The sequence below is a fragment of the uncultured Sulfitobacter sp. genome, assembly GCF_947499945.1.
Classification (GTDB): domain Bacteria; phylum Pseudomonadota; class Alphaproteobacteria; order Rhodobacterales; family Rhodobacteraceae; genus Sulfitobacter.
This window is the reverse complement of record NZ_CANMQD010000003.1, coordinates 303,626-316,907: the sequence shown is the minus strand read 5'-3', so window position 1 is coordinate 316,907 and position 13,282 is coordinate 303,626. Positions and strand designations below refer to the sequence as shown.

Below are 13,282 nucleotides of genomic sequence, written 5' to 3'. Positions count from 1 at the left end.
GTGATCAGTCCCCTGCGTTCATGTGTTGGACATCTTTGATGTCATCTTCGGCTTCATGGCTTACGATCAGACTGGTCGTGTGCCCACGCCATACGCTCATGAACGCTTGGACAAAGCGAAACAGCAGCAGCGCCATACCAAAGGGCAACATCGCATAGGGGATGAAACGCGGAAGTTTCTCGTAAGAATCGCCATCGTTCATAAACGGCTCGATCCAGCGGAGCCATTCAGGGAACGGGATGTCGATCACTTCATACCAACCCTGATTGCGACTGTTCTCGAACCCTGTAGGGAACCAGTGGCCAGAGGTTGCATTCAAATTTGCAAAAGGTGCCCAATAGTCCCATGCACCCTTTAGCACCAATGCGGTATAGGCAATGCACACCGCTCCTGCGACCAATGCCAAAATTTTGCGGGTAGAGGGTGATACCAGATTGATCACCGCATCCACACCCAACTGGGCTGTCACTTTGACGGTATAGCTAACCCCGAACAGAACCAGCCACGCAAACAGAAATGTCACCGCTTCAAGGCCCCAGATCAATCCGGTGTTAAACCCGTAGCGCAACACAACGTTGATAAATGTAATGATCGTCATCAGTCCAAGGATCACAGCAATTGCCGTCTCCTCAATCTCGTTGACGACGCGGCCAAGGGCCGATTTTGCCACGTAAGCATGTGCCATATGAAAACACTCCTACTCATAGGGGGGACGCGACTTCGCGTAAAAGACACCCCGCCCGATACTGTCGGGCGGGGTGCGGTTAGACCTAAAAGGTCTTAGTGCTTTGCGTTGATCGCTTGTGCTGCGTCGATGTTCTCTTGGCCTACGTCGGCCTTGAACTCTTCCCAAACCGGCTTCATCGCGGTGACCCATGCGTCACGGCCTGCTGCGTCCAACTCACGAACGACACCGCCTGCTTCGATGATCGCGGCCTTGGCGGCTGCGTTTACGTTTGTGGACTCAGCGTTACGCGCTTCGGTCACTTCGTTGACGATTGTGGTCAACTGTGTGCGTACGTCCTCTGGCAGACCCTCGAACCAGTCTGTGGACGTCACAAGCATGTAGTCGATGATGCCATGGTTTGTCTCGGTGACACCGTCCTGGACTTCAAAGAATTTCTGGCCGTAAATGTTGGACCATGTGTTTTCTTGGCCGTCAACAACGCCAGTTTGAAGGGCGCCATATACTTCGGAGAATGCCATCGGCTGGGGTGAGCCACCCATCGCCGCCATCTGTGCCTTCAGAACGTCAGAGTTCTGCACGCGGAACTTGAGACCATCGGCATCGGATGGCAGGTTCAGCGGCTTGTTGGCCGACATCTGCTTCATACCGTTGTGCCAGAACGCCAGACCCAGCAGGCCGCGCTTTGTCATGGATTCTTTCATCGCCTGACCTGTCTCGGAGTTCTGAAACTCGTCAACGGCGTTGATGTTCTTGAACATGAACGGAAGGTCAAAGATGCGGAATTGCTTGGTGAACTGCTCGAACTTGGACAGCGACGGTGCCGCCATCTGGACATCGCCCTGCAGAAGCGCCTCGAGAACCTGATCATCGTTATAAAGCGTGGACTGCGGGAAGACTTCCATGCAGGCTTTGCCGTTCATCTCGTCGTTGATACGCTGCTCAAGCAAGCTGGCCGCGATACCTTTAGGGTGTTTGTCGGTGTTTGTGACGTGGCTCAGCTTGATAACGATCTCGCCGTCATCACAAGCTGCCGATACGGCACCGGCGGACAGGGAAATGGCCAGAACGGCCGCAGTTACAAATTTCATGATGTCTCCTCCCAGAGAAATAGTGATACGGCGATTTTTTGCCGCGATGAGGTACTATTATGCTGGAAGCGGCACATCGCAAGGGGTCGATAGAACCCCCTATAAAATAGTATTTTTCAGCACTAATTCATACAGATAGCGACAGCCACAAGATGTGTTAGCGCAAGCATATTTTGTGCACCGTGCGGAATATCGCACCCCACCCCCCATGGCTGTGCGGAATTCCGCACACCCAAAGACAGCGACTCAGGCGCGAAAATCCTCGGGTTTGATCGCGTAGCGGGTACATTTGTCATAAAATGTCTTGCGCGGCAGTTGGAGTGCACGGGCTGCCTCCGTGGCTTGGCCCTTTGCACGGCGCAACGCCCCCTCGATCAAAGACTGCTCAACTTGCGCCAAATGTGCTGTCAGACCAAGCGGAATATCGACTTCCCCTGAGTGGGCTGCGTCAAGACCCGACATGCCCATAACAAAGCGCATCGCCTCGGTCATCAATGCCCGCGCGTTGCCGGGCCATTCGCGTGCCATCAGATCGGCATCAATCTGTGCACTCACAGGGGGTGCGGCCTGCCCGCTTTGCTCTGCCGCTTGGGACACATAGCGGCGAAAAAGCACAGGAATATCCTCTGGCCGCTCTGACAAAGCCGGAATGCGCACAGGCATCACCGTAAGACGGTAATAGAGGTCTGCGTTAAACCGCCCCGCCTCAAGCTCGGCGGCCAAATCGCGTGTGGTTCCGGCAATAAGCCGAGCTTGCGGCGCATCATCAAGGATTTCGGCAAGGGCAAGCTGGCTTTGCGCGGGCAGCATTGAAATTTCGTCTATAAAAAGGCTGCCACCCTCGCCTTGCGCAAATGCACCCGCCAGCGCCGTCGCATCCAGATCTACAGCGGCGCGTTTCAGAAAGGGACGTTTGGAGCGCAGGGAACTGAGGTGGATCACTTCTGCAATCTTGGAAATGCCAGAGCCTTGTGGCCCCGTAACCAGCACATCGCCTTGCGCTTGGGCCACGCGGCGGACATGCGCACGCAGACCCTGCACCAGATCGGAGGCGCCAAAAATCATACGCGCGGCAGGGTCACCGCTCTCGACCAATTGACGCAACTGACGGTTTTCCAGCACCAGCCGCCGCGTCTTGAGCGCACGTTCAACAACGGCCACAAAATCCTTTGCCGCACAGGGCTTTTCCAGAAAATCAAACGCCCCTTCCCCCATCGCCTTTACTGCCATGGGGATATCACCCTCGCCCGTGAGCAAGATAACAGGAATATCAGGATCAACCCCTTGGGCATGGGCCAACAGATGAAAACCGTCTCGCCCCGGCATGCGGATGTCCGAGACGATGATGCCATCAAATTCTGGCGCAATATGATCGGCCGCTACCACAAACGAGCCTGCCGCGATGCACGTTAAACTGGCCAGCTCCAGAGTTTGGCTCAACGCTTCGCGAACCGCCGCATCATCATCGACAAGCAAAACTAAATTACTCATGCCGCAATTTCCTGTGCCATGGGAAGCAATGTCACACAGAAGCACGCCCCCTGCGCTGCATTATGCGCCCTGATTTCACCGCCAACGCTATGCACAATCGCATAGCTGATGGACAGGCCCAGCCCGACACCTGTCGCAGCCCCCACATCCTTTGTAGAATAGAACGGATCAAACACTTGCTCGGGCGCTGTGATCCCTGGTCCTGTATCACTTATCTCAATGGTAATCGTGCTGCCTTGGATAATCTCGATGTTCAACCGGCGCACCTCGGCTGCCTCCATCGCATCAAGGGCATTGGTGATCAGATTGATAAAGACTTGCCCCAACCGCACTTCTCCGCCCCGCACCCAAATCGCAACGGGCGGCGGCGTATAGGCTACTTGCACGCCCATTTTGGAACAGCGTTGTTGCGTCATTTCCAGCGCGGATGCGATAACCGCCCCCAGATCAACACGCACTTGCTGCACGCTTTCTTGTCTGGAGAAAGCCCGAAGGTTTTTAATGATGCGCCCCATGCGGTTCGCCATGTCGGAAATACGGGCAAAATTTTCTGCCGCCCGCTCCGGCTTGCCACGCTCTATGAATTGCACGCCGTTTTCAGCAAAGGATTGCACCGCCATAAGCGGCTGGTTCAACTCATGGCTGATCCCCGCACTCAGCTGCCCCAAAGCACTCAACTTGCTCGCCTGCACCAAATCGTCCTGAGCGCGGGCCAGTGCCAACTGTGCCTCGGTTCGCTCTGCGGCTTCGCGGCGCAACTCGTTGTTGATGTCGCGCAACGCTTGTGTCCGCGCACGCACGCGGCCCTCGAGTTGCACATTTGCGCGGGTAAGCGTGCGTCGCCGCTCCGTCGCAAGAAACAAGAGCGCCCCAAAAGCCAGACAGAGTGCGGCCACCGCAGCAGCCTGAGAGGCAGCCAGACGGCGTACAGGAGCCACATTCATCAACACCTCGCCTTTCATCCCGATTACAGGCAGATCTTGCGTCAGATGAAGCGCCTCGCGGGGCAGATATGGTCCCAAACCCAGATGCCAAATCTCATGAGTGCCGACATTGCTCACTCTGAAATCCGGCTCGATCCCAAGGGGGGAACGTAAACCGATCTCGCCTGTAGGCCTTTGCCAGAAAATCAGCTCGGACCGATTGGAGACTTGAACCTGACCGCCCCCGTCGGTGAAAAATACCGGTGCCGTATCTCCGCGCCATGCATAATCGACTGAACTGAGGTCCGTTGAGACAACAAGCGCACCCAGAACTTTTCCCGCAGGGCCAAAAACAGGTGCGGCATAAAAATAACTGCGACCCGTTGCCGTATCAGCACCGTAGCCACGCCCCAAGGCACCGTTGAGCGCGCGCGCTACAAAGGCCCGCGCGTTTACGCTGCCAGCACCATCCTGCGCTGCGACCAACACACGACCGCTTCGATCAATCACCATCACATCAAGGGCCGCCGCGCGGTCTGCCACTCCACGCAACAGCGTGCTATCCAGAGGTACCACTGTTCCCTGCACTGCTCTGATGACCTGCGGATGATCGGCCATGACAACTGCAAGATCGCGGTAGCGCTGAAGTTGTCCAACCAGCCGGTCGCTGGCCAGTGCCAAGTCCGCATTAGCCCGCGCCGAAAGCTGTGCCATCCCTTGATGGGTCGCGTAGCGCCACACGGCACCTGTCAGAAACACCACGCAGATCAAAAACACCGCAACGCCGAGGCCGCGTCTGCCAAACCCTTCTTTGATGCCAAATCCATTTTTCATACGCGGCAATTTATGCGCCCGCGCTTGCATTGACCAGCACAACCCCGTCTTCATAGCTGTATGAAACATTTGCACCAATCCCCGCTTGACCCTGTATTTGTGCAAAACCCCTACCCATTCTATGACACAGCTCGTCGTGAAGGGCCGATTGTGTTCTGGGAAGACTACGGCATGGCGGCAGCCTTTGATGCGGCAACCGTGAGCGCGCTGCTGCGCGACCGCCGCTTGGGCCGTGCTGTGCCAAAGGCGCAGCGCAGGCCCATACCCGACCATCTTACGCCATTCTACGCGGTTGAGCAGCACTCTTTGCTGGAGCTTGAGCCGCCTGATCACACCCGTCTGCGCAGTTTGGCATTACGCGCCTTCACATCTCGCAGGATCAAGGCAATGCAGCCCGACATTGTGGAAATCTCTCGTGAGTTGTTGTCAAATATCCCCGACAACCACACGTTTGATCTGATCCCCACGTATTGCAGCCAACTTCCCGTACGCATCATTGCACGCTTACTTGGTGTGCCAGAGCAGATGGCCCCCGACTTGCTCCGCTGGTCAAGCGATATGGTCGCGATCTATCAGGCAACGCGCACACGCGCTACTGAGGATGCCGCAGCCACGGCAGCACGGGAATTCTCAGACTTCCTCACCGACTATATTGAAAAACGTCGCGCGGCCCCTGCCGATGATCTCATCACCGAGTTGATCGCCGCAGAACAGGACGGCGCACGCCTCAGCATATCCGAACTCATCAGCACATGTGTCCTGCTGCTCAATGCAGGGCATGAGGCGACAGTGCACAGCCTCGGCAATGCGGTCAAATGCCTGATTGAGCATACCACACCCCTGAGCGCGCTTGCGCCCCCAGCCATTGCCGCCACATGCGAGGAATTGCTCCGATTCACACCGCCACTGCATATGTTTGACCGCTACGTCTATGAGGATGTCGAGATTGCAAATGTCACCCTTCCAAAAGGCAGCCGCGTGGGCCTTGTTCTTGCCGCCGCCAACCGCGATCCTGCCTTTCTCGACAATCCTGCAGAGTTCATTCCGACCCGCAGTCCAAAGGCCCATTCCGCTTTCGGGGGTGGCTTGCACTTTTGCATCGGCGCCCCCTTGGCCCGCATGGAGATGCAAATCGGTCTTGCCGCCTTGTTTGACCGCTTCCCGCACCTAACGCTCGACGAACGCCCCAAATTTGCCAACAGCTACCACTTTCACAAACTCGACCGGCTATTGGTACGCCCGTGAGATGGCAGCGGGTCAAGGATCGCGGCACGCGACCGGACATCGTCCGGCTTGTCCTTGAGGCGTGGACAGCACACCCCAAAATCGCAACAGGTCGTTTAGGACATAAAGTGCCCTAAACACCCTCTAGGCATCTTTAAAAAAGTCTCTCACCAAGACGGCCCTGCGAGATCATCGCCGAGCCATCAACAATCCCCCCCAAATATGCAATGCGCGTCAGCGCTCCTTTGGATAAAGCCTATAGAGGGAGCATGGTTGTGGACTTGATCTGCTCCATCGACAACAGCGCGGTAACATTATGTACCCTCACTTCGGAAATGAGCGCCTGATAGAAGCGGTCATAAGCCCGCGCATTCTCGACCCGCACTTTCAGGATATAGTCGATGTCTCCTGCCAGACGGTGCGCCTCTTGTACCTCGGGACGGTCCTGCAATGCCTTGAGGAACCGCGCCTGCCAGTCGGCCTCATGCTCCGAGGTGCGGATCAGGACAAAGAAGCACGCCTCGAATCCCAACGCCTCTGCATCCAGCACCACAGTCTGCTGACCAATCACTCCCGCCTCGCGAAGTTTGCGAATCCTGTTCCATACCGGCGTCTTGCTGGAGCCAACTTCGCGGGCAATTTCATCTAATGAGCGGCTCGCATCTGCCTGCAATGCCGCCAGAATTTTCCTGTCTATCTCGTCTATCCGGACGCTCATCCCATTTCTCCTTGTTCTTTGGACTGCCTGTTCCTTGCCAGAATCAATATAGAACGTTTGTTCTTATGTCTCCAGCCATATGGCGCATATACAGAACAATGTTCTATGTCTTGAGGGGTAACGCAAAGGATACCGCCTCATGGACCACTTCCCGATCTTCCTAAGCACCAAGGTCGCCCGCATCATTGTAGCGGGTGGTGGTGACGCCGCATTGGCCAAGTTGCGCATCCTGATGAAATCCGCCGCCAAGATCACAGTTTTTGCCGCTGACCCTGCACCCGAGATCGAGCAGTGGCATCACGCAGGGCAATTAACCCTTGTGACCCGTGCAATGGATTACGGTGACGCGCTCTGTGCAAAGCTGTTTTATGCAGCCTCCGAGGACGCTGAGGAGGATGCCAGAACAGCACATCTGGCAATGACTTGTGGCGCATTGGTAAACATCGTGGATAACCTCCATGATAGCCATTTCATCACCCCCGCCATCGTGGACCGTGCCCCCGTGACCATCGCTATCGGGACTGAAGGGGCCGCCCCCGTGCTGGCCCGTGCGATAAAGGCTGATCTAGAGGAACGTTTGCCGCAATCGCTCGGCACGCTTGCGCGCATCGGAAAGACCTTTCGCACTGCATCTTACGCCCTGCCCTTTGGCCGTGCGCGTCGCGATTTCTGGCGGGCCTTTTATTTCGATGCTGGTCCAAAGGCTGTGGCGGAGGGCGAGAAACAGGTGCTTCCTGCACTGGAAACCCTGCTCCAAACCCATCTGACCAAACCTGCCCGCGAAGGCCATGTGGCCTTTGTCGGTGGCGGACCGGGTGATCCCGAATTACTGACGTTAAAGGCACGTCGCGCCTTGGACGAGGCTGATGTCATAATCTACGATCGCCTCATCACACCCGAAATCCTTGAGCTTGCCCGCCGGGAAGCAGTGATGATTGACGTAGGAAAAGAAGGTTTTGGCTCTTCCACGCCCCAAGAGCATATCAACGCGCTGATTGTCGAGCATGCTCGAACAGGCGCACAGGTGGTACGCCTGAAATCGGGCGATGCAACTGTCTTTGGCCGTCTAGATGAAGAGATTGATGCGGTAGATGATCATAACATCGGCTGGCATATTGTCCCCGGTATTACATCGGCCTCTGCCGCTGTGGCCGCAATCGGGCAAAGCATGACAAAACGGGGGCGCAACGCATCTGTGCGGTTCCTGACAGGTCACGATACAAAGGGCTTTGCCGATCACGACTGGCGTACGTTGGCACGCGCTGGCGAAGTTGCTGCCATCTATATGGGTAAAAAATCTGCGCGTTTCATTCAAGGGCGCCTGCTGATGCACGGTGCCGATCGCCACACACCAGTCACCCTGATCGAGAACGCCAGCCGCCCCGACCAGCGAGTGATCGAGACGACACTTGCCGCCCTTCCCGCCGCTCTGGATGCTGCGCAACTCGACGGTCCTGCCCTCACCTTCCTCGGCCTTGCACCCCGCGCTGCTATCGCCGCTCTCCCCGCACTCCCCTCAGAGGAATTTGCAAATGCCTAAAGACTTCAAACCATCCGTGATTACAGCAAACGACCTGCTGGTCGGCGATGTGGTCTATCTCGACGGCTTAACTTGGGTCCGCGATCTGGCGCAAGCCGAGGTCCTCACAGATGAGGCCGATGCCGAAATCCGTCTGCTGGAAGCCTCAGCACGTACCGCAGAAGTCGTCGGGGTCTACCTCATCCCCGTTGAGACGGCCAAAGGCACCACCCAAACAATCCATTTCCGCGAGGCATTTCGCGCCACCGGTCCATCCAACTATTCCCACGGCAAACAGGAGCGCATCTGATGTACGCCTATACCGATTTCGACGACAAGTTTCTGGCCGAACGCAATGCACAGTTCCGCGCCCAAGTGGAGCGGCGCATTGACGGCAGCCTCACCGAAGACGAGTTCAAGCCCCTGCGCCTGATGAACGGTCTCTATCTGCAACTGCACGCTTATATGCTGCGTGTCGCCATTCCCTATGGCACGCTCAACGGCGCCCAGATGCACAAGCTGGCGGATATCGCGGACAAATGGGACAAAGGCTATGGCCACTTTACCACGCGCCAGAATATCCAGTATAACTGGCCCGAATTGCGCGATGTGCCAGACATGCTCGATGCGCTGGCAGAAGTGAACATGCATGCGATCCAGACGAGCGGAAACACCATTCGCAACGTGACCGCCGACCATTTCGCAGGCGCTGCGGCGGACGAGATTGCAGATCCGCGCCCTGTCGCGGAATTAATCCGTCAATGGTCTACCGATCATCCTGAATTTCAGTTCCTGCCGCGCAAGTTTAAAGTCGCCGTTTCAGGTGCACGGCATGACCGCGCCGTACTCAAAGCGCACGATATCGGCCTGCAAATCGTAGAGCGTGACGGCCTGCGCGGATTTGAAGTCATCGTGGGCGGGGGCCTTGGCCGCACGCCGATGATTGGCAAAGTGCTTTACGACTTTGTACCCTCGGCGGACCTGCTGCCCACATTGGAGGCCATTGTCTCGGTCTATAACCTGCTGGGCCGCCGTGATAATAAATACAAAGCGCGGATCAAAATCACCGTGCATGAGAACGGGATCGAGGATATTCGCGCCCGTGTCGACGCGCGCTATAAACTCATCCGGCCCCAGTTCACTGGTATCGACCAGCAGATGCTGGCGAGGATCGAGGCGGATTTTGCCAAACCCGCGTTTGTGAGCAAGTCCTTGGGGGCGTATGAGAGCGCGTATACAAACGATCCTGTCTTTCGCGCATGGGTTGACACCAACCTGACCGATCATGCGGCGGCGGGCTATGCCATCGTGTCCATCTCGCTCAAGGCGCATGGCGCGACACCGGGCGATGCAACCTCCGCGCAGATGCGCGAAATGGCTGATCTCGCGGCAGAGTATGGCCATAACGAATTGCGCATTTCCCACGAGCAGAACGTGATCCTGCCCCATGTGCACCGCGCTGATCTGCCTGCCCTTCATGCACGGCTTAAGGAAGCGGGCCTTGGCACTGCGAACATCGGCCTGATCTCGGACATCATCGCCTGTCCTGGTATGGATTATTGCGCCTTGGCTACTGCCCGCTCAATCCCGATCGCGCAAGAGATCGCCACCCGTTTTGATGACCTCAAGCTGGAGCATGATGTGGGGCCGCTCAAGATCAAAATATCGGGCTGCATAAATGCCTGCGGGCATCACCATGTGGGCCATATCGGCATCCTTGGCCTCGACCGTGCGGGGGTGGAAAGCTACCAGATCACGCTGGGCGGTGACGGTACCGAAAATGCCGCCATCGGGGAGCGTGCGGGGCCGGGTTTCTCGGCAGATGAAATCATCCCCGCAATCGAGCGTCTGGTCATGGCATACCTTGATCTGCGCACCGCGCGCGAAGAAACATTCCTCGAGACCTATCGCCGCTTGGGTCTCGCCCCCTTCAAGGCAGCGCTCTATCCGGAGGCAAAGGCAAATGCCGCTTGATGAACCGCTTGGCCTGAAAGTGGATGCGCTTAACACCGCACTGAAGCATCACGCAGCGGCCGATGTCTTGCGCCACGCGTTTCAGGCTGTTCCCAATCTGGCGCTTGTCTCCAGCTTTGGCGCCGAGAGCGTGGCGCTCCTCCATCTGGCCGCAACAGTGAGGCCCAATGTTCAGGTTCTATTTATCGACACGATGTTGCTTTTTCCTGAAACGCTGACCTATCAGCGTGAGGTCGCAAGAGCACTCGGGCTGCACAGGGTAAGGGTGCTACGGGCGGATACACTGGCGGCAGATGCTGACAATACGCTGCACCTGCGCGACCCTGATGGCTGCTGCTACCTACGCAAAACACAAGTGCTGAACGAGGCACTGGACGGGTTTGACGGCTGGATCACAGGACGCAAACGCTATCAATCGGGTCAACGATCCGAACTTCCTGCATTTGAGATTGAGGAACGCACAGGTCGGATCAAGGTGAACCCGCTAGCCCATTGGTCTAGTACGGATGTGCAGGACTACATGACCGAGAATGCACTGCCGCGCCATCCGCTGGTGGCACGGGGCTACCCGTCTATTGGATGTGCGCCCTGCACCTCACCTGTGGCGAAAGGCGAAGATCCCCGTGCGGGGCGCTGGCGTGATCAAGAAAAAGATGAATGTGGCATCCATTTTGCAAATGGTAAAATGGTGCGGATTGGAGCGACGACATGAGTGTATTGGTGAACGACAGTGGCTTTAACACGGATGACTGGACCAATGGGTATTGCACAACAGGGGCCGCCAATGATTGTGTGGCGCTTGATCTGGCCTCTGATGCGCAGCCTGACGCGATTGCGCTGACGCCTTCGCTCCAGATGATCCGCATTGATTTTCCTACCTCGGCAGACGGGCGCGGGTTTACGATTGCGCGGGCCTTGCGGCTGCGCGGTTACGTGGGCCGCCTTCGCGCCAAGGGGCATGTACTGGCCGATCAATACGCGATGGCGCGGCGCAGCGGGTTTGACGAGGTCGAGATCGACGATGCCCTTGCCGCACGCCAGCCCGTGGATCAATGGCAGGCCCGCGCCGACTGGCAGGGCCACAACTATCAGGCACGGCTGCGCGGCTAAGCTGCGCATTGCGCCGACCCTCTGAATTATCTAAGAAAAGGAACGTGGAGCATCGCTCTGCGGAGAAATTATGACCGAGCATAGCCCTGTGACCCTTGATACTGCAAAAGCCGTTCCCACCCTGCCCGATGCGCAGACTGTTACCGCCGTGACCCATTGGACGGACCGTCTGTTTTCCTTCCGGGTGACGCGACCTGCGAGCTTGCGCTTCCGCTCGGGTGAATTTGTGATGATCGGCCTGATGGGCGAGCCTAACCCCGACACGGGCAAGGCCAAGCCTTTGTTGCGCGCCTATTCCATCGCCTCTCCCTCGTGGGACGAGGAATTGGAATTTTATTCGATTAAGGTGCAGGATGGCCCGCTCACCTCGCGCCTTCAGCATATCAAAGTGGGTGACGAGATCATCCTGCGCCCCAAGCCTGTGGGCACGCTGGTCCATGACGCCTTGCTGCCGGGCAAGCGTATCTGGTTCTTTGCCACCGGCACAGGCTTTGCGCCCTTTGCCTCGCTGCTGCGCGAACCGGAGACGTACGAGAAATTCGACGAAGTCATCATCACCCATACCTGCCGCGATGTGGCAGAGCTGGAATATTCGCGCAAGCTGATCGCGGACCTGCAAGCCGACGAGATGATGCAGGAATTGATCGGCGCCGATCACCTCGCCAAAATCCGCTACTACCCCACCACCACGCGGGAAGAATCGCCAAAGATGGGTAGAATCACCACCTTGCTGGAGGATGGGACACTTTTCACGGATCTGGGCATCGACGGCATCAACGTCGAGACGGACCGCGCCATGGTCTGCGGCTCTATGGGGTTGAACACGGACATCAAAGTGATCCTTGAGGGGTTTGGCCTTGAGGAAGGGGCCAACTCCGATCCCAAACACTATGTGATCGAAAAGGCATTTGTCGGCTGATCACTTAGAGAAACGTGATCTTGCGGGCGCTGTGAATTGACATTTGTAGCGCCCGCAGGCGTTCTGGGGCTATGACATACCTGAAATCACATTGGCAGTTGCTGGCCCTCACCGCGCTCATCTTTGCCCTGTGGCAGACCCCCGTTGTGGTGCCCTTAAAAATCCTCGTGGTGTTTTTGCATGAGTTGAGCCACGCGCTTGCGGCTTGGCTTACGGGCGGCTCGGTCGAACAGATATCGCTCTCGCTGCAACAAGGCGGCTTTGCAATTACCCGTGGCGGTAATCTGTTTGCGATCCTCACGGCGGGATATCTGGGGTCGCTCGTGCTTGGGACTGGACTGCTGTTGGCCGCTTTGCGCAGCGAGGCTGACCGCGCTGTGACGGCGTTGTTGGGGGCAGTCATGCTCTTGGTCACATTGCTTTATGTGCGGGATCTGTTTGCTGCTGCGTTTTGCGCACTGACTGGTGTGGCCCTGCTGGCTATGGCCCGTTATTTGGGACACGCTGCCAATGATATGGCTCTCCGTGTCATTGGGCTAAGCAGTCTAATCTATGTACCGTACGACATTTTTGACGATACCATTGCACGCTCAACGCAACGATCAGATGCCTATATGCTGGCCGAGGCCTTTGGCGGCACAACGATGATTTGGGGGGCGATCTGGCTGGGCCTGAGCTTGGTTGTCATCATTTGGTGCTTTCGCAAAGTGTTGGGCGCTACCACCAACATTGCGTTCCGCACGGCACAATAAAAAAAGCCGCCCTCGAAAGGGCGGCCTTCTGTCTGTGTCTTT

Annotated in this window: 13 protein-coding genes; 8 read left to right on the top strand and 5 right to left on the bottom strand. The window is 57.0% G+C overall.

Annotation, left to right across the window (positions count from 1 at the left end; all coding sequences use genetic code 11):
• Positions 1 to 4: 4 nt before the first annotated feature.
• The 4 genes from Q0775_RS15100 to Q0775_RS15085 form a co-directional block, all read right to left on the bottom strand.
• Positions 5 to 685, bottom strand: a complete 681-nt coding sequence (locus Q0775_RS15100) for a TRAP transporter small permease (protein WP_298862646.1) — start codon at positions 683 to 685, stop codon at positions 5 to 7.
• Between the two features lie 95 nt (positions 686 to 780).
• Positions 781 to 1,776, bottom strand: a complete 996-nt coding sequence (locus Q0775_RS15095; protein ID WP_298862643.1) for a DctP family TRAP transporter solute-binding subunit — start codon at positions 1,774 to 1,776, stop codon at positions 781 to 783.
• A 246-nt stretch (positions 1,777 to 2,022) separates the two neighbouring features.
• Positions 2,023 to 3,267 (bottom strand): sigma-54 dependent transcriptional regulator, encoded by a 1,245-nt coding sequence (locus tag Q0775_RS15090; RefSeq protein WP_298862640.1) that lies wholly within the window; start codon positions 3,265 to 3,267, stop codon positions 2,023 to 2,025.
• Positions 3,264 to 5,093: an ATP-binding protein gene (locus Q0775_RS15085; RefSeq protein ID WP_298862637.1), complete on the bottom strand. Its 1,830-nt coding sequence runs from the start codon at positions 5,091 to 5,093 to the stop codon at positions 3,264 to 3,266. Before Q0775_RS15085 ends, Q0775_RS15090 begins: the two co-directional genes overlap by 4 nt.
• On the opposite strand from Q0775_RS15085, the gene Q0775_RS15080 reads away from it, so the two are divergent.
• A complete protein-coding gene (locus Q0775_RS15080) occupies positions 5,085 to 6,269 on the top strand; it encodes a cytochrome P450 (protein WP_298862634.1) in 1,185 nt (394 codons plus the stop codon). The genes Q0775_RS15085 and Q0775_RS15080 overlap by 9 nt on opposite strands.
• A gap of 235 nt (positions 6,270 to 6,504) precedes the next feature.
• Here Q0775_RS15080 and Q0775_RS15075 read toward each other — a convergent pair whose 3' ends face one another.
• Positions 6,505 to 6,966, bottom strand: a complete 462-nt coding sequence (locus Q0775_RS15075) for an Lrp/AsnC family transcriptional regulator (RefSeq protein WP_298862631.1) — start codon at positions 6,964 to 6,966, stop codon at positions 6,505 to 6,507.
• A 139-nt stretch (positions 6,967 to 7,105) separates the two neighbouring features.
• On the opposite strand from Q0775_RS15075, the gene cysG reads away from it, so the two are divergent.
• The 7 genes from cysG to Q0775_RS15040 all read left to right on the top strand — a co-directional run bounded on the left by cysG (position 7,106) and on the right by Q0775_RS15040 (position 13,240).
• On the top strand, positions 7,106 to 8,506 hold the full coding sequence (cysG, locus tag Q0775_RS15070) for a siroheme synthase CysG (RefSeq protein WP_298862628.1): 1,401 nt from the start codon (positions 7,106 to 7,108) through the stop codon (positions 8,504 to 8,506).
• Complete coding sequence (locus Q0775_RS15065) at positions 8,499 to 8,795, top strand: DUF2849 domain-containing protein (protein WP_298862626.1); 297 nt, start codon at positions 8,499 to 8,501, stop codon at positions 8,793 to 8,795. The genes cysG and Q0775_RS15065 overlap by 8 nt, the downstream gene beginning before the upstream one ends.
• Positions 8,795 to 10,459 (top strand): nitrite/sulfite reductase, encoded by a 1,665-nt coding sequence (locus Q0775_RS15060; protein ID WP_298862623.1) that lies wholly within the window; start codon positions 8,795 to 8,797, stop codon positions 10,457 to 10,459. Before Q0775_RS15065 ends, Q0775_RS15060 begins: the two co-directional genes overlap by 1 nt.
• Complete coding sequence (locus Q0775_RS15055) at positions 10,449 to 11,171, top strand: phosphoadenylyl-sulfate reductase (RefSeq protein WP_298862621.1); 723 nt, start codon at positions 10,449 to 10,451, stop codon at positions 11,169 to 11,171. Before Q0775_RS15060 ends, Q0775_RS15055 begins: the two co-directional genes overlap by 11 nt.
• The gene (locus Q0775_RS15050) at positions 11,168 to 11,569 is read left to right on the top strand and encodes a DUF934 domain-containing protein (protein WP_298862618.1); all 402 of its coding nucleotides are present in this window, start codon (positions 11,168 to 11,170) and stop codon (positions 11,567 to 11,569) included. The genes Q0775_RS15055 and Q0775_RS15050 overlap by 4 nt, the downstream gene beginning before the upstream one ends.
• Before the next feature lie 70 nt (positions 11,570 to 11,639).
• The gene (locus tag Q0775_RS15045; RefSeq protein WP_298862615.1) at positions 11,640 to 12,488 is read left to right on the top strand and encodes a ferredoxin--NADP reductase; all 849 of its coding nucleotides are present in this window, start codon (positions 11,640 to 11,642) and stop codon (positions 12,486 to 12,488) included.
• Between the two features lie 71 nt (positions 12,489 to 12,559).
• Positions 12,560 to 13,240, top strand: a complete 681-nt coding sequence (locus Q0775_RS15040; RefSeq protein WP_298862612.1) for a M50 family metallopeptidase — start codon at positions 12,560 to 12,562, stop codon at positions 13,238 to 13,240.
• The last annotated feature ends 42 nt before the right edge of the window (positions 13,241 to 13,282 follow it).

Bases quoted from the DNA above. Each gene is read 5' to 3' on its own strand.
- Q0775_RS15100 (WP_298862646.1), bottom strand. From the start codon at position 685: ATGGCACATGCTTACGTGGCAAAATCGGCCCTTGGCCGCGTCGTCAAC.
- Q0775_RS15095 (WP_298862643.1), bottom strand. From the start codon at position 1,776: ATGAAATTTGTAACTGCGGCCGTTCTGGCCATTTCCCTGTCCGCCGGT.
- Q0775_RS15090 (WP_298862640.1), bottom strand. From the start codon at position 3,267: ATGAGTAATTTAGTTTTGCTTGTCGATGATGATGCGGCGGTTCGCGAA.
- Q0775_RS15080 (WP_298862634.1), top strand. From the start codon at position 5,085: ATGAAACATTTGCACCAATCCCCGCTTGACCCTGTATTTGTGCAAAAC.
- Q0775_RS15085 (WP_298862637.1), bottom strand. From the start codon at position 5,093: ATGTTTCATACAGCTATGAAGACGGGGTTGTGCTGGTCAATGCAAGCG.
- Q0775_RS15075 (WP_298862631.1), bottom strand. From the start codon at position 6,966: ATGAGCGTCCGGATAGACGAGATAGACAGGAAAATTCTGGCGGCATTG.
- cysG (WP_298862628.1), top strand. From the start codon at position 7,106: ATGGACCACTTCCCGATCTTCCTAAGCACCAAGGTCGCCCGCATCATT.
- Q0775_RS15065 (WP_298862626.1), top strand. From the start codon at position 8,499: ATGCCTAAAGACTTCAAACCATCCGTGATTACAGCAAACGACCTGCTG.
- Q0775_RS15060 (WP_298862623.1), top strand. From the start codon at position 8,795: ATGTACGCCTATACCGATTTCGACGACAAGTTTCTGGCCGAACGCAAT.
- Q0775_RS15055 (WP_298862621.1), top strand. From the start codon at position 10,449: ATGCCGCTTGATGAACCGCTTGGCCTGAAAGTGGATGCGCTTAACACC.
- Q0775_RS15050 (WP_298862618.1), top strand. From the start codon at position 11,168: ATGAGTGTATTGGTGAACGACAGTGGCTTTAACACGGATGACTGGACC.
- Q0775_RS15045 (WP_298862615.1), top strand. From the start codon at position 11,640: ATGACCGAGCATAGCCCTGTGACCCTTGATACTGCAAAAGCCGTTCCC.
- Q0775_RS15040 (WP_298862612.1), top strand. From the start codon at position 12,560: ATGACATACCTGAAATCACATTGGCAGTTGCTGGCCCTCACCGCGCTC.